The 25,888-nt window shown below is 70.4% G+C and carries 20 protein-coding genes; 12 read left to right on the top strand and 8 right to left on the bottom strand.

The window, feature by feature from the left end:
• Positions 1–14: 14 nt before the first annotated feature.
• Both serC and I2501_RS29450 read right to left on the bottom strand, forming a co-directional pair.
• Positions 15–1,133 (bottom strand): phosphoserine transaminase, encoded by a 1,119-nt coding sequence (serC, locus tag I2501_RS29455; protein WP_196197336.1) that lies wholly within the window; start codon positions 1,131–1,133, stop codon positions 15–17.
• 454 nt (positions 1,134–1,587) lie between these two features.
• On the bottom strand, positions 1,588–2,688 hold the full coding sequence (locus I2501_RS29450) for a citrate synthase 2 (protein ID WP_196197335.1): 1,101 nt from the start codon (positions 2,686–2,688) through the stop codon (positions 1,588–1,590).
• Positions 2,689–3,152: 464 nt separating this feature from the next.
• Here I2501_RS29450 and pdxH point away from each other — a divergent pair, with 464 nt between their 5' ends.
• The 6 genes from pdxH to fxsT all read left to right on the top strand — a co-directional run bounded on the left by pdxH (position 3,153) and on the right by fxsT (position 13,051).
• The gene (pdxH, locus tag I2501_RS29445) at positions 3,153–3,785 is read left to right on the top strand and encodes a pyridoxamine 5'-phosphate oxidase (RefSeq protein ID WP_196197483.1); all 633 of its coding nucleotides are present in this window, start codon (positions 3,153–3,155) and stop codon (positions 3,783–3,785) included.
• A 321-nt stretch (positions 3,786–4,106) separates the two neighbouring features.
• Entirely contained in the window at positions 4,107–4,301 is a 195-nt protein-coding gene (sjiA, locus tag I2501_RS29440) for an FXSXX-COOH family cyclophane-modified RiPP peptide SjiA (protein WP_196197334.1), read from the top strand.
• Between the two features lie 40 nt (positions 4,302–4,341).
• Positions 4,342–6,759: an FxsB family cyclophane-forming radical SAM/SPASM peptide maturase gene (locus I2501_RS29435; protein ID WP_196197333.1), complete on the top strand. Its 2,418-nt coding sequence runs from the start codon at positions 4,342–4,344 to the stop codon at positions 6,757–6,759.
• The gene (locus I2501_RS29430; protein ID WP_196197332.1) at positions 6,759–7,640 is read left to right on the top strand and encodes an AAC(3) family N-acetyltransferase; all 882 of its coding nucleotides are present in this window, start codon (positions 6,759–6,761) and stop codon (positions 7,638–7,640) included. Before I2501_RS29435 ends, I2501_RS29430 begins: the two co-directional genes overlap by 1 nt.
• Before the next feature lie 51 nt (positions 7,641–7,691).
• Positions 7,692–9,071, top strand: a complete 1,380-nt coding sequence (locus I2501_RS29425) for a TIR-like protein FxsC (RefSeq protein WP_328806728.1) — start codon at positions 7,692–7,694, stop codon at positions 9,069–9,071.
• Positions 9,068–13,051, top strand: a complete 3,984-nt coding sequence (gene fxsT / locus I2501_RS29420; protein WP_196197330.1) for an FxSxx-COOH system tetratricopeptide repeat protein — start codon at positions 9,068–9,070, stop codon at positions 13,049–13,051. Before I2501_RS29425 ends, fxsT begins: the two co-directional genes overlap by 4 nt.
• An 80-nt stretch (positions 13,052–13,131) precedes the next feature.
• Here fxsT and I2501_RS29415 read toward each other — a convergent pair whose 3' ends face one another.
• Complete coding sequence (locus I2501_RS29415) at positions 13,132–14,028, bottom strand: alpha/beta fold hydrolase (RefSeq protein ID WP_328806727.1); 897 nt, start codon at positions 14,026–14,028, stop codon at positions 13,132–13,134.
• An 89-nt stretch (positions 14,029–14,117) separates the two neighbouring features.
• Positions 14,118–15,035: a DUF4231 domain-containing protein gene (locus tag I2501_RS29410; protein ID WP_196197329.1), complete on the bottom strand. Its 918-nt coding sequence runs from the start codon at positions 15,033–15,035 to the stop codon at positions 14,118–14,120.
• A 239-nt stretch (positions 15,036–15,274) separates the two neighbouring features.
• Here I2501_RS29410 and I2501_RS29405 point away from each other — a divergent pair, with 239 nt between their 5' ends.
• Positions 15,275–16,660 (top strand): PAS domain-containing protein, encoded by a 1,386-nt coding sequence (locus I2501_RS29405; RefSeq protein WP_328806725.1) that lies wholly within the window; start codon positions 15,275–15,277, stop codon positions 16,658–16,660.
• Between the two features lie 25 nt (positions 16,661–16,685).
• Here I2501_RS29405 and I2501_RS29400 read toward each other — a convergent pair whose 3' ends face one another.
• Positions 16,686–17,435, bottom strand: a complete 750-nt coding sequence (locus I2501_RS29400; protein WP_196197327.1) for a sugar isomerase domain-containing protein — start codon at positions 17,433–17,435, stop codon at positions 16,686–16,688.
• 199 nt (positions 17,436–17,634) lie between these two features.
• On the opposite strand from I2501_RS29400, the gene I2501_RS29395 reads away from it, so the two are divergent.
• On the top strand, positions 17,635–18,321 hold the full coding sequence (locus I2501_RS29395) for a metal-dependent transcriptional regulator (RefSeq protein ID WP_196197326.1): 687 nt from the start codon (positions 17,635–17,637) through the stop codon (positions 18,319–18,321).
• A 405-nt stretch (positions 18,322–18,726) separates the two neighbouring features.
• Here I2501_RS29395 and I2501_RS29390 read toward each other — a convergent pair whose 3' ends face one another.
• A complete protein-coding gene (locus tag I2501_RS29390) occupies positions 18,727–19,440 on the bottom strand; it encodes a bifunctional DNA primase/polymerase (RefSeq protein ID WP_408022799.1) in 714 nt (237 codons plus the stop codon).
• 336 nt (positions 19,441–19,776) lie between these two features.
• Here I2501_RS29390 and I2501_RS29385 point away from each other — a divergent pair, with 336 nt between their 5' ends.
• A complete protein-coding gene (locus I2501_RS29385) occupies positions 19,777–21,156 on the top strand; it encodes a transcriptional regulator (RefSeq protein WP_196197324.1) in 1,380 nt (459 codons plus the stop codon).
• Positions 21,157–21,284: 128 nt separating this feature from the next.
• A complete protein-coding gene (locus I2501_RS29380) occupies positions 21,285–22,376 on the top strand; it encodes a hypothetical protein (protein ID WP_196197323.1) in 1,092 nt (363 codons plus the stop codon).
• A 21-nt stretch (positions 22,377–22,397) separates the two neighbouring features.
• Here I2501_RS29380 and I2501_RS29375 read toward each other — a convergent pair whose 3' ends face one another.
• A complete protein-coding gene (locus I2501_RS29375) occupies positions 22,398–23,579 on the bottom strand; it encodes an ABC transporter substrate-binding protein (protein ID WP_196197322.1) in 1,182 nt (393 codons plus the stop codon).
• A gap of 323 nt (positions 23,580–23,902) precedes the next feature.
• Between I2501_RS29375 and I2501_RS29370 the strand changes: the two genes are divergently transcribed.
• Together I2501_RS29370 and purU are read left to right on the top strand one after the other, a co-directional pair.
• Positions 23,903–24,352 carry an SCO4402 family protein gene (locus I2501_RS29370; protein WP_196197321.1) on the top strand — a complete coding sequence of 150 codons (450 nt, stop codon included), beginning with the start codon at positions 23,903–23,905 and terminating at the stop codon, positions 24,350–24,352.
• A gap of 73 nt (positions 24,353–24,425) precedes the next feature.
• On the top strand, positions 24,426–25,295 hold the full coding sequence (gene purU, locus I2501_RS29365; RefSeq protein ID WP_328806723.1) for a formyltetrahydrofolate deformylase: 870 nt from the start codon (positions 24,426–24,428) through the stop codon (positions 25,293–25,295).
• Positions 25,296–25,348: 53 nt separating this feature from the next.
• On the opposite strand, the gene I2501_RS29360 is transcribed toward purU, so the two are convergent.
• Positions 25,349–25,822 (bottom strand): carboxymuconolactone decarboxylase family protein, encoded by a 474-nt coding sequence (locus tag I2501_RS29360; RefSeq protein WP_196197319.1) that lies wholly within the window; start codon positions 25,820–25,822, stop codon positions 25,349–25,351.
• Positions 25,823–25,888 lie beyond the last annotated feature (66 nt).

Below are 25,888 nucleotides of genomic sequence, written 5' to 3'. Positions count from 1 at the left end.
CTGAGCTTCGGCGACTACAGGCGCTCGATGACGTAGTCGATGCAGGTGGTCAGCGCCTCGACGTCGGCCGGGTCGATCGCCGGGAACATCGCGACGCGGAGCTGGTTGCGGCCGAGCTTGCGGTAGGGCTCGGTGTCGACGATGCCGTTGGCGCGCAGCACCTTGGCGATCGCCGCGGCGTCGACCGAGTCGTCGAAGTCGATCGTCCCGATGACCTGCGAACGCTCCGCCGGGTTGGCGACGAACGGCGTGGCGACGGGCGACTTCTCGGCCCAGGTGTAGAGGCGCGAGGACGAGTCCGCGGTGCGGGCCGTCGTCCAGTCGAGACCGCCGTTGCCGTTCATCCACTCCAGCTGCTCCGCGAAGAGGAAGAGCGTGGAGACGGACGGGGTGTTGTAGGTCTGGTCCTTCGACGAGTTGTCGATCGCGGTCGGCAGGTCGAAGAACGGCGGCACGTAGCGGTCGCTCGCGGCGATGCGGGCGGCGCGCTCCAGCGCGGCGGGGGAGAAGACGCCGACCCAGAGCCCGCCGTCGGAGGCGAAGCACTTCTGCGGGGCGAAGTAGTAGACGTCCGTCTCGGCGATGTCGACGGGCAGACCGCCGGCGCCGGAGGTGGCGTCCACCAGCACGAGCGCGCCCTCGTCGGCGCCCTCGACCCGGCGGATCGGCATGGCCACGCCGGTGGAGGTCTCGTTGTGGGTCAGCGCGTAGACGTCGACCCCGGCCTCGGCCTGCGGCAGCGGGTGCGTGCCAGGCTCGGACTTGATCACGGTCGGCTCGGCCAGCCACGGCGCGGCCTTGACGCTTGCCGCGAACTTGGAGGAGAACTCGCCGAAGTTCAGGTGCTGGGACTTGTTCTCGACGAGACCGAAGGCGGCGATGTCCCAGAACGCGGTGGACCCGCCGTTGCCGAGGACGACCTGGTAGCCGTCGGGCAGCGAGAAGAGGCTGCTGATGCCCTCACGCACGCGCTTGACCTGGTTCTTCACCGGGGCCTGGCGGTGGGAGGTGCCGAGCAGGGAGGTACCGGTCTCAGCGAGCGCGCGGAGCGCCTCCGGCCGGACCTTGGACGGACCTGCGCCGAAACGGCCGTCAGCGGGCCTGATGTCAGCGGGGATCTGGATATCAGCCACGTGCGCAGCCTAGCCGCTACGCGCTCGGCTGAGACGCCAGGTCCGCCTGATGAGACCGCCTGGAGCTGCAGTTTTCCGGGGCGGGAGGGTGCACTTCAGGGGCGCGGGGATTGCTCTGCGCGCAGGGCGGTCGGTTGCACGACCAGGGGCGCGGGGAACTGCGCGAACAACCACCGTGTGCGGATGGCCCTGTTCGCACGGTGACTCACCACACTGGGTGGCTTGTCGCGCAGTTCCCCGCGCCCCTGGTGGTGCAACTGCCTGCGGGAGCGCGGGCTCGGCTTGTCGCGCCCACGCGGCGGAGCCGCAGATCGGCAGAGCCCCGCGCCCCTGCGGTAGTGCAACTACCTGCGGGAGCGCGGATCCAGCTTGTCGCGCCTCTGCGGCGGAGCCGCGTATCAGCGGACCCTCGCGCCCCCTGCGGTAGTGCAACTGCCTACGGCAGCACAGTTGCTCAGTGCGCGATGTCGCCGAAGCCCTCGACCTCGGTCACGCTGCGCGTGCCCGGGCCGATGTAGCGCGCGGACGGGCGCACCAGGCGGCCCGTGCGCTTCTGCTCAAGGATGTGCGCCGACCAGCCCGCGGTGCGGGCGCAGGTGAACATCGAGGTGAACATGTGCGCGGGGACCTCGGCGAAGTCCAGGACGATGGCCGCCCAGAACTCGACGTTGGTGGCCAGCACGCGGTCGGGGCGGCGGGCGTGGAGCTCCTCCAGGGCCGCCTTCTCCAGGGCCGCGGCGACCTCGAAGCGGGGAGCGTCCAGCTCCTGCGCCGTGCGGCGCAGGACGCGCGCACGGGGGTCCTCGGCGCGGTAGACGCGGTGGCCGAAGCCCATCAGGCGCTCGCCCTTGTCGAGGGCGTTCTTGACGTAGGCGACCGCGTCGCCGGTCCGCTCGATCTCCTCGATCATGCCGAGGACGCGGGACGGCGCACCGCCGTGCAGCGGGCCGGACATCGCGCCGACGGCACCGGAGAGCGCCGCGGCGACGTCCGCGCCGGTGGAGGCGATGACGCGGGCGGTGAACGTCGAGGCGTTCATGCCGTGCTCGGCCGCGGAGGTCCAGTACGCGTCGACCGCCTTGACGTGCTTGGGGTCGGGCTCGCCGCGCCAGCGGATCATGAAGCGCTCGACGATGGTCTCGGCCTTGTCGATCTCGCTCTGCGGGACCATCGGCAGACCCTGGCCGCGGGCCGACTGGGCCACGTAGGAGAGGGCCATCACCGCGGCGCGGGCGAGGTCGTCACGGGCCTGCTCGGCGCTGATGTCGAGCAGCGGGCGCAGACCCCAGACGGGGGCCAGCATTGCCAGCGCGGACTGGACGTCCACCCGGATGTCGCCGGAGTGGACCGGGATCGGGAACGGCTCCGCCGGCGGCAGGCCCGGGTTGAACTTGCCGTCGACCAGCAGGCCCCAGGTGTTGCCGAAGGAGACGTGACCGACGAGCTCCTCGATGTCGACCCCGCGGTAGCGGAGCGAGCCGCCCTCCTTGTCGGGTTCGGCGATCTCCGTCTCGAACGCAATGACTCCTTCGAGCCCGGGTACGAAGTCGGACATCAGGCGGCTCCTCTGATCGGTCGGATCGGCGGATGACTTTGGGGTGTGGCCAAGTCGTCTCTTGGGTTGTGACCGCGCGGTTGCGCGGTAAGAGGTGCGGTGCGCGCGTGGCACGCAGTGCCAGAGTGGCAGGCACTGGGTGCATTGCGCCAGATCCCACGACGGTGATGCCCTGCACACACGTGGTATTCACCTCTGATTCGGTACAAATGCACGCGCCGTTGCGAACAGTCGTCCGAGAGGGTGGGGGTCGGGCCCGGCAAAGATACTCGCTCTCGATGTGGACAGAGTCCAGACTCTGTCCACACTCTGCGGACACCGGGTGCAGATCCTGCGCGTTCTGGTCGGATGAGCTTCCCGGTCCGTTCAGCCGGTGCTGGGATGATGTCGGCGTGCACGCATCGGACCAAGCCCCTCTCGCGCCTCACCACGCCGACCCGCGCCCCTCGGCGGACCCCGCCGACATGCGTCGGCAGTACCGTGCCACCGGCCTGCTGGAGGCGGAGCTCGCCGCCGACCCGATCCAGCAGTTCACCCGGTGGTTCGTGGACGCGCAGCATGCCGGACTCGACGAACCGAACGCGATGGTGGTCTCCACCGCCGACGAGGCCGGTCGGCCCAGCATGCGCACGGTGCTGCTGAAGGGCTTCGACGAGCGCGGATTCGTCTTCTACACCAACTACGAGTCGCGCAAGGGGCGGGACCTGACGGTCAATCCGCACATCGCGCTGCTCTTCCCGTGGCATCCGATCGCCCGTCAGGTCATCGTCACCGGAACGGCGGTGAAGGTCGGACGCGACGAGACGGCGGCGTACTTCCGCAGTCGACCGCACGGGTCGCAGCTCGGCGCGTGGGCCAGCGAGCAGTCCCGGCCGGTCGCCTCCCGCGAGGAACTGGAGCAGCGCTACGCGGACCTGGCGGCGCGCTACCCGGAGGGCGAGGGCGTCCCGGCCCCGCCGTTCTGGGGCGGCTTCCGGGTCGCGCCGCAGTCGGTCGAGTTCTGGCAGGGCCGCGAGAACCGCCTCCACGACCGCCTCGTCTACGACGCCGACCCGACCGCCCCGACCGGCTGGCGGGTGGAGCGGCTCTGTCCGTGACGCTGTAGACAGGTGATGGAGACCGGCTACGCAGAACGGCGTAGACAATCTCCACGCAAGAGTGATTCTCAGGATCGCATTTTCGCCATGATCGGACTGGCCAAAAGGTCGATGACCTGTGGCTTTTTGTGGACATGGCAGTCCGGAAACCGTCTACCCGGCTACGTGAATCTTCCGTGGAGGGGTAAGTTTCCGCGCGGGTGGATGGTGTGCACGTGGAGATCCTGGCGCTTGGCGATGCAGACCATCGAACAACGCGAGGAGAAGGCTCTCGGCAACCCCTGCCCGGCCTTTTGCCCTTCCAAACACAAGGGGTCCTCGATGACCGCATCTCGCGACAACAAGTCCCGGGCCACGGAGGCGGTTTCGTCCGCCGACGATGCACAGTCCATCCGACCGGTTCCGGTCCGGCTCGCCAAGCGGGGTGGTGCCGCGCACAGCATGATGCTGAGCCGGGTGCTGCCCGACAACGGCGTCTCCCGGCTGGACGTGGCAGCCTTCAACTCCTCGATCTGACGAGGCGCAGAGGCTTTCTGTCCGTAGGCCAAGAACCAGCATGGACCTCAATCCTTCCGTAGCCACGCCGTTCAGGCAGTTCGTCATCAAACTCAACAGTCGATGCGATCTGTCCTGTGATCACTGCTACGTCTATGAGCACGCCGACACGAGTTGGCGCGGCCGACCCAAGGTGCCGCTCGACGACGTCCTCGTGCAGACGGCGGCCAGGATCGCTGAGCACGCGCGTGTTCACCGGTTGGAGCGGGTGCATGTGGTACTCCACGGTGGCGAGCCTCTGTTGGCTGGGCCGATCCGGTTGCGGCGCGCCGCGCAGGTGCTCAACGACGCCTTGCGCGGGGTGTGCGAGCTGGATTTACGGATCCACACCAATGCGGTCACGCTGGGCGAGCGTCATCTGAGGATCTTCGACGAGTTCCACGTGAAAGTCGGCGTCTCCCTGGACGGGGACCGCGCCGCGAACGATCTGCACCGCCGTTATGCGAACGGCCACAGCAGCTACCACCAGGTGGTCAGGGCGATCGACCTGCTCCGCCTGCCCCGCTGGCGCCACCTCTACGCCGGCCTCCTCTGCACCGTCGACGTGCGCAACGACCCCGTCGCCGTCTACGACGCCCTCGTCGCTCTCGACCCACCACGCATCGACTTCCTGCTGCCGCACGCCACTTGGGACGAGCCGCCGCTGCGGCCCGACGGCCCCGGGACGACGCCGTATGCCGAATGGCTGGGGCGTGTCTACGAGCGTTGGAACGCGCAGGGGCGGCCCGTGCCGGTCCGGATGTTCGACTCGCTGCACCGCACGCTGCGCGGACAGAGCAGCCTGACCGAGTCGCTCGGGCTCGCGCCCGCCGATCTGGTCGTCGTCGAGACCGACGGCACCCTGGAGCAGGCCGACTCGCTGAAGACGGCCTACGACGGCGCCGCGGCGACCGGCTTCGACGTGTTCCGGCACGACTTCGACACCGCCGCCCGGCACCCGGGCATGATCGACCGTCAGCAGGGGCTGGACGGACTGAGCGCGCAGTGCAGAGCCTGTCCGGTCGTGGAGTCCTGCGGGGGCGGCCTGTACGCACACCGGTACCGCAGTGCGGACGGCGGCTTCCACGCGGTCGACGGCGGCTTCGACAACCCCAGCGTCTTCTGTCCCGACCTTCTCGCCCTGATCACCGCCGTCCGCGATGCGGAACGCGCCCGCAAGGAGCACCACCCCATGTCCACCGGCCTGTTGTCGGACCCGCACTTCGACGAGCTGGCCTCCGGCTACGGCGGTGCCGGGGCTGTCGACGCGCTGCGCGTCGCCCAGGTGGAGGTCAACCGCGCCCTGCTGGACCGGGTCGCCGAGGCCTGGTCCGCCGCTCCGGCCCCCGATGCCGATGCTGAGGCCGACCTGCCGTACGGCGACGCGTGGGAGCTGATCGCCCTCCTGGACGAGAGCGCGCCGGAGGCGTTGGACCGCGCGGTGGCCCACCCGTTCACGCGCTCCTGGGCGTTGGAGTGCCTCGCGCAGCCGGGGCCGCTTGCTGAGCGCTTCGGCGGCGTGGCTGAACTCGCCGTCGCCGCAGCGCTGTTCGCGAAGGCGGACGGGAAGCTGACGCTGCCGGTGCGCCCCGGCGGCGAGCTGCGCGTGCCGGGCCACGGTGTGCTGACCGGTGTCGAGGGCGGTTCCGCCCTCGTCCTGACGGAGCATGACCGGTTCGTCGTGGAGACGGCACAGGAGCGCATCGAGGTCGAGCTGCGGGCGCCGCAGCGCGAGCCGCGCTGGCGGCCGGTCCGTCCGCTCTCCGGCGATGCGGGCGCACCCGAACCGAGGGCAGGGGTTTGGCGGTTGCTGCTCGACGACACGGACCCGCAGCGCCGCGCCCACCACTGGGATCCTGCCGCGCCCATGTCGGACGCTGAGGCGGATGCCTGGCAGGCCGAGCTGGCAGCGGCCTGGCGGGTCATCGACGCGACCTTGCCCGGCTACGCGCCGGGCCTGCGCGCAGGTCTGAGCACCGTGGTGCCGCTGCGACCGTCGGCCGACGGCAGCTACGTCAGCGGTGCCGCGCGGGATCTCTTCGGTACGGTCGGCATCGCGCGCCCGGGCTCGGCCGAGTTCATGGCGCTGCTGCTGATCCACGAGTTCCAGCACGTCAAGCTGGGTGCGGTCTTCGACATGGAGGACCTGTTCGACCGGTCCGACACCCGCACTTTCGACGCCCCGTGGCGGCCCGATCCGCGACCGTTCGAGGGGCTCTTCCAGGGAACGTACGCGCACATCGCCGTCGTGGAGTTCTGGCGCTCCCGCTGGAGGGCCACACATGCGCGAGAGGACCGCGCCGAGTACACACGTTGGCTCGACCACACCTACCGCGCCATCGGGGTCATGACGGACTCTGGTGCTCTGACCGACCGCGGCCGGCGCTTCGTCGCGGGCATGCGGGCGACCGTGGAGCCCTGGGTCCGTGAGGAGAGCTGATGTCGATGCCGAACGCCCCGGTCACCGAGCGCGAGCTCGCGGGTCTGCTGCCGGCGCTCGGCTGGAACCCGGAACCCGGCGGCACTCTCCTTGTCCAGGCCTCGCTGCGTCGGCTGGGCCCGGTCGAGGGGGAGGAAGCCGACCCACTGCGTCGGTCCGGGGTCGTGGCACGTGCACTGCGTGAGGCGACCGGGCAGAAAGGCACGCTCGTCGCCTACACCGCCACCCCGGAGAACTCGCAGACCTCCCGCCTCTATCTGGAGCAGACATCGGGGCTGAGCCCTGCCGAACTGGCCGAGTACCACGCCAGGATGCCGGCGTTCGACCCGGAGAAGACCCCGTGCTCGCCCACGATGGGCTGGCTCTCCGAGGCGATCCGCCTGCTGCCGGGGGCGCGCCGGAGCGCGCATCCGCAGACCTCCTTCGCCGCCGTCGGGCCGCTCGCGGAGAGGATCGTCAAGCCTCATCCCTTCGAGGAGCATCTAGGCCCGCGGTCGCCTCTCGGCCGGTTGTACGACAGAGGGGCTCACGCACTCCTCCTCGGCCTCGGCATGGAGATGCTCATGCCTTTGCATCTCATCGACTACTTCGCGGGTGCGCCGGTGCAGACCTACCGGGCCAAGTGCCAGGGGGAGAGCGCTGCGTACTGGCGGTCCTTCGAGGCGGTGCAGTTGGACGACCTGCACTTCCCCGAGCTCGCCCGCCGGGTCCTGGAACTCCGTGACGACAACGGTCGGCCGCAGCTGGAGCTGCGCCAGGTGGCGATCGGCGGAGCCGTCGCCACCCTGGTGCCGGTCCGGGACGCGGTCGACCTCGCGGACAAGGTTGTCGGCAATCTGAACAGGCCTGGTGCAGTCACGGTGTTGACGGAGCATCAATAAGCGCGGTTCCATCGTCCTACTGCATGGGCAACATCGTTCGGGGGTGCGAGCGTGGCCGAGGAGAAGGGCTGGGACGAGGACATACCTCGGCCCATCTTCTTTCTGAGTTACGCGCATTCACCTCGCGGGGCCGGACGGCCCCGCAGCGTGTCGAACCTCTGGGAAGCCAGACTGTTCCGGGATCTGTGCGAGGCCGTCACGGATCTGTCCGGATGGGACGCGAACGAACCTCCCGGCTTCATGGATTCGGGCCTGAACGTGGGCGAGGGCTGGTCCGAGCGGATCAGCGAGGCGCTCGCGCACTGCCGGGTCTTCGTGCCGCTCTACTCCGTGCACTACTTCAAGAGCCAGGCGTGCGGGCAGGAGTGGGCCTCCTTCGCCTCTCGTGAGGTGCTGTCGGAGGTGCCGGGCGGCGGACTGCCGTCGGCGATTGTGCCGGTGCAGTGGGTCCGCGTGCAGGAGGAGCGGCTGCCGCCGGTGGCCAAGGCCCTGCAGTTCGACCACCAGGCCTTCGGCGACGGCTACCGGACCGAGGGGATGCAGCCGCTCCTCAAGGTCACCAAGTTCCAGTCCGACTACCAACTCGCCGTCTACCGCCTGGCACAGCGCATTGTCGACGTGTCCGAGCAGATGCGGGTGCGGACCGGCGCACGCCGGGACTTCCAGGACTACGACTCGGTCTTTCCGGCACCCGGCCGCAGGCGAACCCTGCGGATCACCGTCGCCGCCTGCGACGCCCACCATCTTCCGGAGGGCCGCTCCGGCGCCAACTACGGTGCGGACGCCCATGAGTGGCGGCCTTTTGTCGGCGACAGCGACGAGTCGATCGCCCGACGGGCGGCGTCGGTGGCGCGCGAGTGGGAGTTCCACGCCAGCATCGAGCCCTTCGGCGAAGAGGCAGCGCGGCTGCTCGCGGGTGAGCGGCCCACCGCTCCGGGACTGCTGCTTCTGGATCGCTGGACCCTGCTGGACGCCGCCCACCTGGAGACGCTGCGGCAGCTCGACGCGCGCAATCCGACCTGGGTCGGCCTGATGGAGCCGTGGGACCCGCACGACCCGGAGAACGCCGCCCGCCACGAGGAGCTGCGCACCCTGTCCGAGCGGACGCTGGTGAACCTGCGCGCCCAACGTCTCCAACGGGCCCGGTTGCGCGGTGTCGACGTGGTGACCAGCCTGGACGAATTCGAGTCGATGCTGCCCCATGTCGCGCTGAGCGCCATGCACGCCTTCGAGGAGCTCGACAGGCCGGACCCCTTCCCGGGTGTTCCGTCGGAGCCGAGCGGCTCGCCGCCGACACGACCGAATCTGCGGAGCGAGCACGTCAAGCGGGGTAACGGTGGCCGCCATGGGCCTCCGCCCGACGCGTCCGACCATGAATCCAGCGCGTCCGACGAGGGGCCGGCAACCGGTTCTGGGGGAGGGAATCCATGAGCGTGACTCAGCCCGAGGGCGACAGGGCCGAGCCGGTGCTGCCGCCACGTGAGGAGCGCGACGGACGGATCATCACCTTCTACTCCTACAAGGGCGGTACCGGACGCACCATGGCCCTGGCCAACACGGCCTGGATCCTGGCGGCCAACGGCTACCGGGTCCTCGCCGTCGACTGGGACCTGGAAGCGCCGGGGCTGTACCGATTCTTCGCGCCCTTCCTGGAGCAGGCCGCCCTGGACGCCTCCACCGGCGTCATCGACCTGATCTACGACTACTGCGACGCGCCGCTGACGAGCGAGGAGTTCGACCCGGCGGAGATGCGGCAGTGGACGCGGGTGCTGCCGCATGTGCTGTCGCTCAACTGGAGCGGGTTCCCGGGCGAGGGCTGCCTCGACTTCCTTCCTGCCGGTCAGGCGCACAGCGACTACGGCGCGATGGTGGCCAACATCAACTGGGACGAGTTCTACGCCCGGCGGCACGGCGCGGAGTTCTTCAAGGCGCTGCGTACCGACATGAGCCGCCAGTACGACTACGTCCTGCTCGACAGCCGCACCGGTCTCTCCGACATCCAGGAGATCTGCACCGTCGAGCTCCCCGACGACCTCGTCGTCTGCTTCACCCTCAGCAACCAGAGCATCGAGGGCGCCTCCGAGATCGCTCGGAAGATCACCGAGCGGCACTACAACCGCGGCATCCGGATCCTGCCGGTCCCGATGCGCATCGACGACGGCGAGAAGGGCAAGGCCGACGCCGGGCGGGCGCTTGCACGCAAACGTTTCAGCGGCCTGCCGCAGGGGCTGTCCGAGAGCGGGCGGGAGCGCCACTGGGACTCGGTGGAGATCCCGTATCTGCCGTACTACGCCTACGAGGAGATCCTGGCGCCCTTCGGCGACAAGCCCGGATCGCCGACCTCCATGCTGTCGGCGGTCGAGCGGCTGGTCGCCTCCGTTACCAAGGACCGGGTGACCGGGCTGCCGCCCATGGACGAGGACGTCCGGCTGCACTACGTCGACCTGTTCACCCGCCCACGTCCCACCGCACGCGAGGACATCATCGTCTCCTACGCGTCCGAGGACCGGATGTGGGCCGAGTGGATCGAGTGGGTGCTGACCAGGGCCGGGCTGCGGGTCGTCCCGCGCGAACTCGGCTCGCTGCCGCGCGGCGACTCCGACCGAGTCCGGGACGCGGTCACCCGCACGCTGGCGGTGTGGAGTCCGGCCTACGCCAAGTCCGTACAGTCGCGTCAGGCCCGTGACCTGCTGGGCGGCGAGCGGACCATGGACCAGCCGGAGCTGATCACGGTGCGGGTCGGTGACACCCGGACCGGCGGCACCTACGGCGGCAACTCCGTGGAGTTGGTGCGCCTGGAGGAGGACGCCGCACGGGCGGTGCTGCTGCGGGCCGTCGGCCTGCCCGAGACCGTGCTGATGGACTCGATCCCGGGAGAGGGTCCGCGCTTCCCGGGACGCCGCCCGGCGATCTGGAACCTGCGCCTGCGCAACCCCTCCTTCACCGGCCGCGCCGCCGTGCTGGACCGGTTGCGCGACCAACTCCGGGGCCAGCAGCGGGATCGCCGCTCCACAGTGGTGCTGCCGACCCCGCAGACCCTCTACGGTCTCGGCGGTGTCGGCAAGACGCAGGTGGCGCTGGAGTACGCGTACCGCTTCATGGCCGACTACGACCTGGTCTGGTGGATCGAGTCGGAGGAGCCCGAGCAGGTGGCCACCTCGCTCTCCGAGCTCGGCCGCCGCCTGGACCTGCGGATGGGCGAGAACGCCAACGAGAACGCCGAGTTGGTCAAGGAGACGCTGCGCCTCGGGATGCACCCCAAGGCCAAGCGCTGGCTGCTGATCTTCGACAACGCCGACGACCCCGCGCAGATCGTGCGGTTCCTGCCCGGCGGTTCAGGGGACGTCCTGGTCACCTCGCGGAACCAGGCATGGACCAGCCATGCCGAGGCGTTGGAGGTCGACGTCTTCCGCCGAGAAGAGTCGGTCGAGCACCTCTGCCGCCGGGCCCCGGCGCTCAGCCAGCAGGAGGCCGGACTCGTCGCCGAGGCCGTCGGCGACCTGCCGCTGGCGGTCGAGATCGCCGCCGCCTGGCTGGAGACCACCGGCGTTCCGGTGGGCGAGTACGTGGAGCAGTTGAAGAGCCAGCCGGATCGAGCGCTCGGCGGTACCACTCCGGACGACTACCCCGACAGTTTCGGCAAGGCCTGGCAGGTCTCCATCGAGCGGCTCAGCCAGCAGATGCCTGCGGCGGTCCGGCTGCTCCAGCTGTGCGCGTTCCTCGCCCCGGACTCCATCGCGACCAGCATCTTCTACAGCGACCAGATGATGAACGCGCTGGTGGAGTTCGACGAGGAGCTGCGCGACAAGAACATGATGGGCCGCGTCATCCGCGCCATCGGACGGTACGCCCTGGCCAAGGTCGACAACAGCAGCAAGACCTTCCAGGTCCACCGCATGGTGCAGGCGGTCATCCGGTCCGGCCTGACGCCGGAGGAGCACGAGGACCTGGTCCACGAGGTCCACCGCATCCTCGTCGGCGCCCGCCCCGACATCGGTGACACCGACGACCCGGAGAACTGGCCGCGGTTCGAGTTGATCTGGCCCCACCTCGGCCCGTCCAACGCCGAGAACTGCGACGAGGCCGACACCCGGCAACTGCTGATCGACCGGGTCCGCTACCTGTGGAAGCGCGGTGACCTGGACCGGGCCGAGGACCTCGGCCGTCGCCTGAACACCGCGTGGACCGAGAAGCTGGGCGAGGACGACCGGCAGACGCTGCAGCTGCGCTTCCAGCTCGCCAGCGTGCTGCGCAGCAAGGGACTGGCCCAGGAGTGCCTGGAACTGGACCAGGACACGCTGATGCGGCAGACCCGGGTGCTGCGCCCCGACCATCCGCTGACCCTGCAGACCGCCGGCAACCTCGCCGCCGACCTGCGCGTCGTCGGCCGCTTCACCGAGGCGCTCCAGCGCGACCAGGAGACCTACCTGCGGATGAAGGAGGAGCTCGGCGAGGAGGACCCGCGCACCCTCAACATCGCCAACAACCTGGCGGTCGACCACCGGTTCACCGGGAACTACGAGGCGGCCCGGATACTCGACGAGGAGGTCTACAACCTCCGCACCGCGGTGCTGGGCGTCACCCATCCGTACACGCTGGGCTCGAAGGCCAACCTGGCCGACGACGAGCGTGCCCTCGGCAACTACGGGCGCTCGATCAGCCTGCTGAGCGAGTTCCGCGACGAGTACTCGGTCCCGGTGCCCGACCTGGCGTCGCTGCGCTACGCCACGAGCCTTGCGGTCTCGCTGCGCCGGGCCGGAGAGCAGAACGAGGCCCGGCGGCTGACGATCGAGACCTACAACCGCTACCTGGAGCGCTACGACCCGAAGGTGCCGGACGTGCTGTCCTGCGCGCTCAACCTCGCGGCGGAGTACTCGGCCGCAGGTGACAAGGAGCGGGCCCGTGACACGGCCAGGGAGGTGTTCGACACCTACCGCGAACGCCTCGGCGACACCCACCCGTTCACGCTGATCTGCGGCAACAACCTGACGATCTACCAGCGCGACGTCGGCCAGCCGGAGGAGCTGCGTGAGGCGGTGGTGCTCGGCGAACACACACTGGAGGCGCTGCGGCACACGGTGGGCGCGGACCACCCCTACACCCACTGCGCGATGCTCAACCTGGCCAACACCTACGGCGACATGGGCGAGCTCGAGAAGTCCGAGGAGCTGGAGGTGGCCGCGCTGCAGGGCATGACCGCCAGGTACGGCGGCAACCACCCCGACCCGCTGGTCTGCCAGAGCAACCTGGCGATCACCCTGCGCGGCCTGGGCCGTGAGGCCGAGGCGCAGGACCTGCGTCGTCGAGTGATCGACCGGCTGATCGCGGTGCTCGGCGAGAACCACCAGACCGTCCACGACGCGCGCGCCTGGCGCCGGATGGGCCGCGACCTGGAGCTCGTGCCGGCCTGACCGGAAGGGTCCGGGCGCCGTTCACCGGCGCCCGGACCTGCCATGATGTTCCGTCAGTTCGACGCTTGCCGACCTCGTCGTCACGCGGTGTCGGACGGTGCCGGTGCGGTGTTGAGCGCGACCCGGCACAGGATGTCCGGCAGCAGCTGCCAGGCGGCGAAGTGGGACGCGCCCGGCTCGACCATCGAGTGGGCGCCGGGGATGTGGGCGGCCAGCCACCGGGTGTGCTGGACCGGGGAGAAGACGTCGTCCTCGCCGTGCCACAGATCGACATGGCCCTCGATCCGGGCCGGGTCGAAGCCCCACGGCCGGACGAAGGCCAGCACGTCGTCGTTCCAGCCGTCGTCCCCCGTGCGGACCGCCTCCGCGTAGTTGCGGGCGAGGGTGCTGCGCAGACCGGCGTCGCGGATCGCGTTGAGGTCCGCGGACGGCAGCTCGTGGCGCAGTGCCTGGAGCAGTTTGCGGGGCTGTTCGCGGATGCCGTCGATGCGGGCGGCCAGGAGCGGGCGGAGGCGGTGCGGGCCGTCCTCGGCGGCGCGGAAGGCGGAGATGTTGGAGTCCGTCATGCCCTGGTACCAGTCCAGGTCCTCGGCGTCGCGCGGGGCGAGGCAGACCATGACGGCGGTGCGGGTCACCCGGTCCGGGAGGAGCGCCGCGCAGGCGAGCGCGTGCGGGCCGCCGCCGGAACGGCCCACGATGCCGAAGGAGTCGAGGCCGAGGCGGTCGGCGATCGCGGCGACGTCGAGGGCGGCGTCGCGGACGTGGCGACCGGGCAGGCGGTCGGACCGGCCGTAGCCGGGGCGGTCGTAGGTGACCACCTGGACGTTGAGCCGGTCCAACTGCCGTTCCAGCGGGAGCTGTCCGAGTCTGCTGCCGGGCATGCCGTGCATCAGGAACACCGGGTCCGCGGAGGATCTGCCCCAGATCGCCGCGGTGAGCGTGCGGCCGTCCGGCGCCCTGACCTCGATGTCCCTCACGTCGCTCCTCTACGCGGTTTCCGTGCGGTGTCGGTGCGGTGGCGGTGCCGGGCCGGGTGCCGTGTGGTGCTGCGGAAGGGCTCGGCGGGTCAGATCCTCCGGTCGCTGCGGGCCCGCCAGACCGCCTGTTCCTTGGCGAGCATGGACTCGGACTCGCGGCTCAGCCGCGACCACAACTCCTCGGCGTCGGGTTCGGCGGGATTCAGCCTTTCCAGCTGGATCTCCACCTGCTCCAACTCCTTCGCCACCAGCCGGTACGCGGCGGCCAGCGGCCGGAACTGCTTGAGCTGCGTCCAGGCGGTGATCGCCGCGCCCGCCGTGGCCAGGGTGCCGAGGACGTGGGTGTGCACGGCGCCGGCCGTCTGCAGCCCGGCCGCGGTGAGGCCGAAGACGATCGCCACCAGGGTCATCAGCGACCAGAAGGTGCTTTTGTTGTCGAAGGCGTCCGCCTTGCCCAGGTACCAGACCCGTTGGGCCCGCAGCCGCTCCTGCAGGTAGAGCTCGCGGCGGGCGACCAGCGACCCGGCGCGAAGACGGCGCATCTCGTCGGTGATCGCAGGCTCGGTGTTCTTGGGAATCACGCCCACGCTGCGGTAGGTCTCGAAGACCTCGCTCAGCCGGTCCAGGAACTGCTCGTCGGCCTCCTCGCTCTGGGCCGGGCCGTCGAACGGCCGGGCCCGGACGACGTAGCGCCACACCAGGCCCTTGATCGCCTCGGCGGCGGCCCGGCTCTCGAACCACAACGACTGCGGCGTCTCCGCCCGCAGCCGGTCCCAGTAGTACCCGGCGACCAGGAACGCCGCGATGGACAGCACGGGGGAGAGGTCGAGCGAGCCCACGTGCCAGTCCGGGATGCCCAGTAACGAGGCCGCCAGGAGCGCGATGATCTGCCCGCCGTACCAGTGCGTCGCCTTCCGCTGCTCGGTCACCGAGACGCGGTCGGCGGTCCAGTAGGGCTCCGGTATCAGCTGCTTCTCCCGGAATCCCGGTGCAGAGATCTGGACCATGGCGACTCCCCCTCCCCTTCGCCCAGACGCTCGGACAGTGCTGACTGATCGTGCTGACTGATCGTGCTGACTGAACGTGCTGAATACGTGTCACCTTGCCCAGCGCACTTGCCCAGCACACGTACGCACACCATCAACGACCGGAAGACGCCGGTCCGTCAACACTTTTGCGGAACCGGGTGTACGAGGCGGAGCAGGCGAGTTGAATGGACACGTCTGCAGGGGGAGGTGCGCCCACCGTGCACACTGATGATGACGAACGTACCCATGGACGTACCGACCAGCAGCTGCTCGGCGCGTTGCTGGAGGGCATGGAGGTCGGCCTCGCCGCGCTGGACGCCGACGGCGTGGTGACGCACTGGAACCGTGAGGCCGCCCGGCTGCTCGGCTGGAGCGCGGCCGAGGCCGTGGGCAGACGCGGGCTGGAGGGCTGGGCGGTGCGCCCGGCCGACGCCGAGGAGGTGCGCGCCGGCCTGCAGGGCGCGCCGGACGGCGTCCGGGTGCTGCACGAGTTCCCGCTGCTGACCAGGGACGGCCGCCGAACTCTCGTCCGCGCCCAGGTGAGTTCGGTCCGGACGAGCACCGGACGCACCCTGTGCCACTACTTCGCCTTCTCCGAGGCCTGCGCGCAGACCGAGTGGGAGCGGTCGCTCGCGCTGGCGCACTCGCTGCTCGACGAGGCGCAGACCGGCGCCGTGCTGGTCGACGCGGACCTGCGTCCCGCCACCGTCGGTGACGCGGCGGCACGTTGGCTCGACTGCGAGCGGTCGGCCCTGCTCGGGCGCCCGCTCGGCGAGGTGCTGCAGGAGGGCGTCCCGGAGCTGGAGGCCGCGTTGCAGCGGACGCTCTCCACCGGCAAGTCCGTCAGCGGGGTCAAGCTGTGGGTCACCCTGCGCAGTGATCCCGCTCGACGCCGGTGCCTGCGCAGCGAGTTCGTGCGGCTGGGCTCGCCGCTGGGCGAGGAGCCGGTGCCGCTCGGGGTGGTCTGGCTGTTCGAGGACGTCACGCTGCACGAGCAGGCCGAACAGGAGGCCTCGGTGCTGCGCTTCCGGACCAACCAGCTCCGCCGCGCGGGGCTGGCGGCGGCGGAGTGCGCGGACGGCCTGGACGCGGCGGCGGGCTATCTCGACTTCGTGCTGGCCGGGTTCGCCGACCACGCACTGCTTGACGTGCTGCGCGGCGACGCGCTGGTCCGCGTCGCGGCCTCCCCGCTGGGCGGGCTGGCGCTCGGGGACGGGTTGACCCCGACCGGCCTGCCCGCCCGCTACGGCGAGGTCCATCCCGCGCTGCGCGCGCTGGAGCGCTGCGGCACGGTCGCCGTCTCCGACAGCGGCGCGCCCGCCTTCGCCACGCTCTCCGCCCAGCTGTCCGCCCCGCCGTCGGCAGGAGCGCCGGCGGGACTGGGCCTCGGCGGGTGGGCGGAGCTGCGCCGGTGGCCGGAGGGGACGCTGCACGGGCTCTGCACGCCGCTGCGCAGCCGGGGCCGCAGCCACGGCGTGCTCACCTTCCTCCGCGGCCCGGGACGGCCCCGGTTCGACCGCGCCGACTGCGACTTCGCCGAGGACGTGGCGGCGCGGGTGGCCGCGGCGGTCGACCTGTCAGGAGAACCCAGTCACAACGGGTAGTTCCCTTCAGAACCTGCAAAACAGCTCAGAACGCGTAGAAGATGCGGTCGCGGTGCTCAGCCATCAACTTGGCGTTCCAGTCGGTGCCGCCGTCGACGTTGCCGGAGCGGAAGAGCGGCGGGGTGATCCCCTCGGCAGCCAACTTGCCCACGGCGACGGCGACGACGGACTGCATCAGCGCGACCGTCGCCAGCGTCGACACGGGGCCGAAGGTCGTCACCGCGCCGTCGACGGTCAACTCGCCGTCGCCGACCGCGATCTTGCTGTCCAGCACGATGTCGCAGACGTCCTTGAGGTAGAGGCCGTCGGGATGCTGCGAGGTGACCGCCGACGGGTAGGCGAGCGAGGTGACGCCGATCACGGTCAGCCCGCGCTCGCGTGCGTGACGGGCCAGTTCCACGGGCATCACCTGGCGGCCGGAGAGCGAGATCACGAAGAGCAGGTCGCCGGCGCGGGCCGGTCCCGCGTCCAGGGTCGTGGTGGCCAGGCCGGGCACCCGCTCCAGCGCGCTGCCCAGATGGGCGGGCATCACGTCGACGCCGATCACCCCGGGCACGGTGAGCAGGTTCATCAGGACCAGCCCGCCGGCGCGGTAGACGACGTCCTGGGCCGGGAGGGACGAGTGCCCGGCGCCGAAGGTGAAGATCCGGCCGCCCTCCTTGACGGTCCGCACGAGGGCGTCGGCGGCGGCCTCGACGCCCGACGTCTCCTCGTCCTTGATGCGCTGGAGGTGGGCGATGGCGGCGTCGAGGTACTGCCCGGCGAGATCGCTCATCAGCTGCTGGCTCCCCTGCGTAGGTGAGTGGGTGCGGGTGGTGACGTTCTTGTGGTGACTCGCACGGTGACGGGCCGGGTCGGGCCCTGTCAACACTGCCCGCCGTCGCCGCGTCCTGGATTGTCGGCGGGATGCGTAAGAATTGAGGGGCACCCGGAGCGCGACCGGAGCACATCCGAGGAACGGAGCCCGCAGTCCGATGTCAGGCCACCTGATCGACACCACAGAGATGTACTTGCGGACCATCTTCGAGCTGGAGGAGGAGGGCGTCGTCCCCATGCGCGCCCGTATCGCGGAGCGCCTGGAGCAGAGCGGGCCCACGGTCAGCCAGACCGTCGCCCGGATGGAGCGAGACGGCCTCGTGACCGTCGCCGACGACCGCCACCTGGAACTCACCTCCGAGGGTCGCAAGCTCGCCACCCGCGTGATGCGGAAGCACCGCATCGCGGAGTGCCTGCTGGTCGACGTCGTCGGCCTGGAGTGGGAGCAGGTGCACGCGGAGGCGTGCCGGTGGGAGCACGTGATGAGCGAGGCCGTGGAGCGCCGCGTCCTCGAACTGCTGCGCCACCCGACGGAGTCCCCGTACGGCAACCCGATCCCGGGCCTGGAGGAGCTGGGCGAGACCCCCGCGGACGAGGGCGAGACGCTGGTCACCCTCGACGAGCTGATGCCGGGCGCGGACGGCCGCGCGGTCGTCGTCCGCCGCATCGGCGAGCCGATCCAGACGGACGCGCAGCTGATGTACACGCTGCGGCGGGCGGGAGTGCAGCCGGGCGCGGTCGTCAACATCACGGAGTCCACGGGCGGCGTCCTCGTCGGCAGCGGCGGCGAGGCGGCTGAGCTGCGGAAGGACATCGCGGCCCACGTCTTCGTGGCCCGCGCCTGAACTGTTCGGACTGAACGACGAAGGGCCTCGGCTACTTTCCCCGAGCGCCGAGGCCCCTCGTGATCCCCCGATCCCTCCCGTTCCCCTCTCCGCTTCCCCCGCCGGGCCCGGCTTCCCCTCCAGGCACCTTCTGACGAAGCGGTGACTCCCTTCCTCTACGTGGAACGCGCTCGCGCCCTCGTCCTGACCCTTACGTCCAGATAGATCCCCTCGGCAACTCCCGCCAATCCTTGAGCCCGTTCACCTGATCGTGGGGCTTTTCCACTCTCCTGCGTGGGTAGAACCCCAGTTACCCCAGAACGGGCCAGGGCGTGCCAGAGCGGGTGAGAACGTGACTGTGCCCCCGGTCGACCGCGGGAAGCGTCACCGCGGGACTCGGGGGCACAGGGGATTGCCGGGCTTGTGCTACTGCCCCACGTGTGCGGGCAGCGGCGCCTCTCGGCCGCAGGCGTAAGCAATGGGGTTGATGACCTCGGCCGCCTCCGGCAGCCAGCGGTTCAGGTTCGTGGGTTCGCGCGCCCACTGCGCGTACCCGAAGCCGCCGATCCGGGTGGGCGGGGCCACGACCCAGCCGCCCTCGCCGTGGCCGACCAGGTCGAGCCTGCCCGCGCCCCAGCCGAGGCGGCGCAGCATGTCCGGCAGCTTGGAGAGCGCGCCGGGCAGCACCAGGAAGACCAGCCGACGGCCCCGCCCGGGACCGCCCGGCATCGCCAGTACCGGGCCGAGCTGCAGGCCCATCCGCTCCATCCGGGCCAGCGCCAGGCAGCCCGCGACCTCGGGGACGTCGATCGCGTCGAACGAGCGACCCGTCGGCAGCAGGATCGACGCGGCGGGGTTCTCCGTCCACCAGCGCCGGACGACGCCGGGGCCCGAGCTCGAACGGCGGGTCCAGTCACGGGTGGCCGGGTGCGCCCCGGGCATCGGGCAGTCGAGGTCACCGCAGGAGCAGCGCGGTGGGCCGTCGTCCTCGATCAGCCAGGCACCGGGGGAGACCTCCCAGTGCCGTTCCTCCGCGTACGCGACTGCTGCCGTCAACAGCGAGTCACGTGCGGAACCCCTGCCGGTTTCCGTGTGCCCGTCCTGTCGAGTGGCTCCCAGGGTGTCTTCCACGTGCTGCACAACTCGCCCCAGCAGCAGGGGTTACGGCCTGATCGGGAAAACTCGGCCATCCGGGAAGCGACACGCGGGGCGCGCGGTTGCACGCGAGGGGGCGCACGCCCCTTGGGCCCGGCAAGCGGGTATGGGGGGCCGTCAGGCTTCGCTACGCTGACGGATGTTCCCGACCATTACCAGTCGTTCCCAGCCATTCCGTAGCGGTTACCCGCTGTTGGCACTCCGTGACGCATCACCCGACAGGATCGGGGGAATGCTCCTGTCCTGCGACCTCCGACCTCAAAGGTCCCCAATTCCCACGGTCCGAAAGGGTCCGACCTCATAGGGGAGGCAGTGACTTCCATGGCCGCCAGACCGCTCGTCGCACGACAGCCCAACGAACGGCTCCAGGCCCTGATCCAGGAGGCGGGCTGCTCGAACGCCGGCCTGGCCCGCCGGGTGAACCTCTGCGGTGCCGAGCACGCCCTCGACCTGCGCTACGACAAGACGTCCGTGGCCCGCTGGCTGCGCGGTCAACAACCGCGCGGACAGGCCCCGGCGGTGATCGCCGAGGCGATCGGCCGCAAACTCGGTCGGCCGGTCACGGTCGAGGACATCGGGATGGCCGACGGCAAGAGCCTCTCCTCCAGCATCGGCCTGCACTTCGCGCCGAACCTGGTCGGGGCGGTCGAGCAGGTCTGCGAACTGTGGCGCAGCGACGTCGGGCGGCGGGACTTCCTGGCCGGCGCGTCCGTGGCCGCGTCCGCGCTGGTCGAGCCCAGCCGCGACTGGCTGATCACCGCGCCGGACGTGGCCGTCGCGCGCGCCGGTGGCCCACGCGTCGGTCCGGCCGACGTCGAGGCGGTCCGGGCGACCACGCAGATGCTGGTCGACCTCGACCACCGCTTCGGCAGCGGCCATGTGCGGCCGGTCGTGGTGCACTACCTCAACTCCGTGGTCTCCGGCCTGCTCGCGGGTTCCTACCGGGAGGAGACGGGGCGTCAGCTCTTCGCCGCCGTCGCGCGGTTGACCGAGCTGGCCGGATACATGGCCATCGACACCGGCCAGGCGGGGCTGGCCCAGCGCTACTACATCCAGGCGCTGCGCCTGGCCCAGGCAGCGGGCGACCGCGCGTACGGCGGCTACGTGCTCGCCTCGTCGATGAGCCACCTGGCCGCCGCCCTGGGCAACCCGCGGGAGATCACCCAGCTCGCCCGCGCCGCGCAGGAGGGTGCGCGGGGCTCCGCCACGCCCACGGCGATGGCCATGTTCCACGCGGCCGAGGCACGCGGTCACGCGCTGCTCGGCGACAGCCGGTCCTGTGACATGGCCGCCGGACGGGCGATGCAGGCCCTGGAGCACAGCCGGCCGGAGGAGGACCCGGGCTGGATCGGCCACTTCGACGGCGCGTACCTCGCCGACGAGCTCGCCCACTGCCACCGCGACCTCGAACAGCCGCGGCAGAGCGCCCGCCAGGCCCAGGAGGCGCTGCGCGGTCACCCCGAGACGCGGGTCCGTCGCCGCGCCGTGGACCTGGTCCTGCTCGCCACCGCGCAGTTGCAGCTGCGCGAGGTCGACGCGGCGTGCGAGACGGGCGCGCGGGCGGTCGAGTTGATGTCCGGGCTGCGGTCGGCGCGTGGTGCGGAGTACCTGGACGACTTCCGGCGCAAGCTGGAGCCGTTCCGCAACCAGCGTGCGGTGCAGGAGTTCCAGGCACGGGCGTTGGCGGAGGTCGCCGCCTGAATCCCCCATCGGTGCACAACCGGAACAACCCAGGATGGTCACCCGTCGGGGGTAACGGGTAGCGTGGTGCGCGTTGTGAGCGGAGCCCGAGCGCGACTGGGCGAGCTCGGTCAAAGGTGAGGAAACGCGTGAACCATCGTCGACCCAACCCCGGCGAGCTCACTCCGGACGACCTCTTCCGTCCGGAAGAGGCGCACTACGCCGAGCACCAGACGCCGTTCCAGCAGGGGCCTCCGGCGGAGAACGGAGCCGCGGCCACGCAGTTCCTGCCACCGTCCCAGGGCGGCGGGTACGGCGGCGGCTACGGCGGTTCGGGCGGTTCCGGCGAGTACCGCAACGACTACGCCAACGACTACAACACCGGTGGCGGCTACGGCGGTCGGGGCGGTTACGAGGCCAACGGCCAAGGTGGGTACGGCGGTCACGGCGGCGGTGCCGAGCACGACACGTACAACGGCGGCTACAACGGCGGCTACGACAGCCAGAACGGCTACGAGAACCACAACGGCCACAGCGGCTACGACAACCAGGCCGGTTACGACAACCAAGCCGGCTATGGCAACCACGCCGGGTACGACGGCTACGACGACGGGCCGCGGCGCAGCGGGCCGTCGCTCCGCAACGTCGCCATCGGCGTGGTCGCGGCGTGCGCGGTGGCCGGTATCGGCCTGGGCGCGATGCTGAGCAGCGGCTCGCCCTCGGCGTCCGCGCAGACGGCCGGGACGGGCACGACCAAGTCGGCGAACCCGGCGTCGATCGGCGGGAGCACCGCGGCGTCCCAGGCGCAGGCGCTCAGCGGGTTGCTGTCCTCGGCGGCGAACGACCGCTCCGCGGTGATCGGCGCGGTCAGCGACATCGAGGGCTGCCAGGCGCTGCCCGCCGCCCAGCAGACCCTGAGCCAGGCCGCGCAGGCACGTGGCCAGCTGGTGCAGCAGCTGGGCGCGCTGAACGCGTCCCAGCTGCCGCAGGGACAGCAGTTGGTCGACGCGCTGCGCACCGGGTGGGAGGCCTCCAAGGAGGCCGACTCGCACTATGCCGCGTGGGCGGCGCAGTCCGTCGAGAACTGCCAGAAGAAGCACCACCCGCACCCGGGCGGCGAGAAGAACCTGGGCGACACGGCGAGCGTCAACGCCAGCCACGCGAAGGACCGCGCGGCGAGCCTCTGGAACCCGATCGCCTCCGCGCAGGGTCTGCCGACCCGCAGCACGAGCCAGCTCTGACCTGGACTTCGGTACGGCTGTCTAGCGCGTCAGTTGGGTCGCGACGTTGACCAGGCCGGAGTGGGCCTCGGTGAGCTCGCCGTTGACCACCTGCTGGAAGGACACGTCCGTGTTGACCGTGCGCGGCGCGGACTGGAGGGCGATGAGGTTGGTGCTCTGCCACGAGAGCGGCGGCGTCGCGCCGTCCGTCGAGACCGGGCCGGTGGCGTCGAACGCGGCGTGGACGCTCTGGGTCGTGATCGGGCCGTTGATCGTCGCGGCGACCTTGTCGAAGACCTCGTAGGAGATCCAGGTCGTCTCGATAGCCGGGTCGGCGGAGTTGATGCTGTTGTCGGTGAAGGCGTACTTCTGGATCACCGCGTGCAGCTGCTTCCAGACGGGGCTGCCGTCGGGCGGGTACCAGCCCGTCGCCAGCGCGCCCTCGAGGGGGCCGGTGGCGCCGCCGAGGTTGTCGACGAGGGACTGCTGGAAGCTGCCGATCAGCGCCGAGAGGCGGGCGTGCGCGGGGTTCGCCTGGAGCCAGTTGGCGTAGAAGGTCTGGGTGGAGGCCGCGTCCAGCGCGCTGGTGACGCAGTCGCCGTCCTGGTCGGAGCCGATCGCCGTCTCGACCTCGTTGCCGTAGCTGGTCTGTCCGGGGTTGACGGGAACGTCGACCGCGGTCAGGTGGGCCGAGGAGAGACCGTCGTTGAGGTAGTCGAACATGGTGTCGCCGACCGCCGTGTTCGGGCGCACGATCGCGACCCGGCGGCAGCCCGCCGCCGCCAACTGCTCGCCGTTGCCGACCAGCAGGGTCTGGTACCCGCCGTTGACCGGGTACGAGTACGGCGAGGTGAACTCGGCCGTGGACGCGCCCGATCCGCCGATGTAGCTGATGCCCGCGTTCTCCAGGGTGGGCATGAACTGTGCCGCGAACTGGCTCGACGAGCCGATCACCGCCGCGACGTGGTCGGCCGCCGCCTGGTCCGCGCACGCGAGCGCGCCCTGCGCGGTGTTGTGTTCGTCGCAGGCGAGCACGCGCAGCTGGTGGCCCTGGATCCCGCCGTTCGCGTTGACGGAGTCGGCGATGGCCTGGGCCATCGCGGGTACGCCGGGTTCCGCGCCGGCCTGGCCCTCCATCGGAGCCCAGGTCATCACGGTGACGACGTCGTCGGCGCTTGCGTTCCCCCCGCAGCCCGTCAGACCGGCGCCCAGCACCGCCGCCATGGAGACAGCGGTCCCTAGTCGAACTAGGGCGGAACCCTTTGTGATCATGATGTGCTGCCCTCTCCCCAACGGCTGCGCAAAAGGCTTTTCGGTCGAACGTCACCCTTGATGGCATATCGGACGCCGGGACGGCATCGACACCAACGCAAGGTGACTGCGATGTGAACAAGGAGTGATTGCGCGCGTAGAACGTAGGATCGTGCACCATGCAAGGCGCACAGGCTCCGGGTAAGGCTTCGGATAACGCTTCGGGTCACACTTCGGTCGAGGCTTCCGACGAAGCTCCGGTGAGGGCTTCTCGAACCGGCACCCGCTCCAGGAGGATGGGCGGCATGCCGCTCACTGACATTCCCTGGTGGCGTTGGCGGGCCCGAGTCCGCTCAGCGCTGCACATGCTCGGCGATCTGCGTTTCCAACAGGACTGCTGGGCGGTCGGCCGGGAGGGCTACGGAGACGTCACCGACGCCGTCTACCGCCTGGTCGAGGACACCTGGCTGGACCGCTGGTCCGCAGAGAAGTACGTCGGCACGATCTTCCGCGACTCCACCGAGGCCGCGCTCGTCGACACGGCGGTGCTGCGGGTGCTCCGGATCATGCACCAGATCGGTTCCGACGCGCCCGTCTCCGCCTACCTGGAGCACCACGCCTGGCCCGAGGCGGTCCGCGCCTGCCGCGAGGCGCACGTCCGGCTCGCCCTCGCCGACGAGGAGGACCCGGACACGCTGCCCCGCTCCCTCGCCCAGCTCGCCGCCCTGACCCGCTCCGGAGGGTGAGACGCCACGCGGCTCCACCGGCGTGATGTGGGACCCTGGGGCCCAGGTTCGTCGCGTAAGGAGAAGCAGTCCGGTGGCCGAGGCCGAGCAGAACGCCGAGCAGTACATCCTGACCCTGTCCTGCCCCGACAAGCAGGGCATCGTGCACGCGGTGTCCAGCTACCTGTTCCTCACGGGCTGCAACATCGTGGACAGTCAGCAGTTCGGCGACGCGGACAGCGGGCTGTTCTTCATGCGGGTGCACTTCTCCGCCGAGCCGCCGGTGAACCTGGAGAAGCTGCGCGCCAGCTTCGCGGCGACGGGTGACGCCTTCCACATGGAGTGGCAGATCCACGAGGCCGAGGCCAGGATGCGGGTGCTGCTGCTGGTCAGCAAGTTCGGGCACTGCCTGAACGACCTGCTGTTCCGCGCCAGTTCGGGCGCGCTGCCGGTGGAGATCGCCGCCGTCGTCTCCAACCACCGCGACTTCGAGGACCTGGCCGCCTCCTACGGCGTGCCGTTCCACCACATCCCGGTCACCCCGGACACCAAGGCCGAGGCGGAGGCGGCGCTGCTGCGCGTCGTCGACGAGGAGCGCGTGGACCTGGTCGTGCTGGCCCGCTACATGCAGGTGCTCTCCGACGACCTGTGCAAGGCGCTGACCGGACGCGCGATCAACATCCACCACTCGTTCCTGCCGAGCTTCAAGGGCGCCAAGCCCTACCACCAGGCGCACGCCCGCGGCGTGAAGCTGATCGGCGCGACCGCTCACTACGTGACCGCGGCGCTCGACGAGGGCCCGATCATCGAGCAGGAGGTCGTCCGCGTCTCGCACGAGGTCACGCCCCAGAAGCTGGTCGCCCTGGGACGTGACGTCGAGTGCCAGGCGCTGGCCCGCGCCGTGAAGTGGCACGCGGAGCACCGCGTCCTGCTCAACGGCTCGCGCACGGTCGTCTTCCGCTAGTTTCCGCTACGTTCCGCGAGCTTCCGCCGGCTTCCGTCAGGGACTGCGCACGGTCAGCTCCACTGACCCGGCTGGTAGCTTCCGGCCGGCTGCCGGACGATCACGTTGAGCCGGTTGTAGACGTTGATCAGCGCGATCAGGCTGACCAGTGCGGCCAGTTGCTCGTCGTCGTAGTGCTTGGCGGCCTTCGCCCACACGTCGTCCGGGACGCCGCCGGGCGCGTCGGCGAGGCGGGTGCCCGCCTCGGTCAGCTCCAACGCGGCCTTCTCGGCCTCGGTGAAGACGGTGGCCTCGCGCCAGGCCGCGACCAGGTTGAGGCGCTGGGCCGTCTCGCCCGCCGCTGCCGCGTCCTTGGTGTGCATGTCCAGGCACATGCCGCAGCCGTTGATCTGGCTGGCCCGGATCTTCACCAGCTCCTGCGTGGCGGCGGGCAGGGTCGAGTCGGTGACGACCTTCCCGGCCGCGTTGATGTACTTGCTGAACTTGGGCGCGACGGTGGTGCCGAAGAGGTTGAGTCGGGCGTCCATGTCGATCTCCTAGCTGCTCTGTCGCCTGCTGCTCCGCCGTAAGGCGCTTCTGCAGGGATGACACCG

The organism is Streptacidiphilus fuscans, from assembly GCF_015690355.1.
Lineage (GTDB): Bacteria > Actinomycetota > Actinomycetes > Streptomycetales > Streptomycetaceae > Streptacidiphilus > Streptacidiphilus fuscans.
The sequence above is the reverse complement of the archived record's forward strand: the minus strand, read 5'-3'. Positions and strand labels throughout refer to the sequence as shown.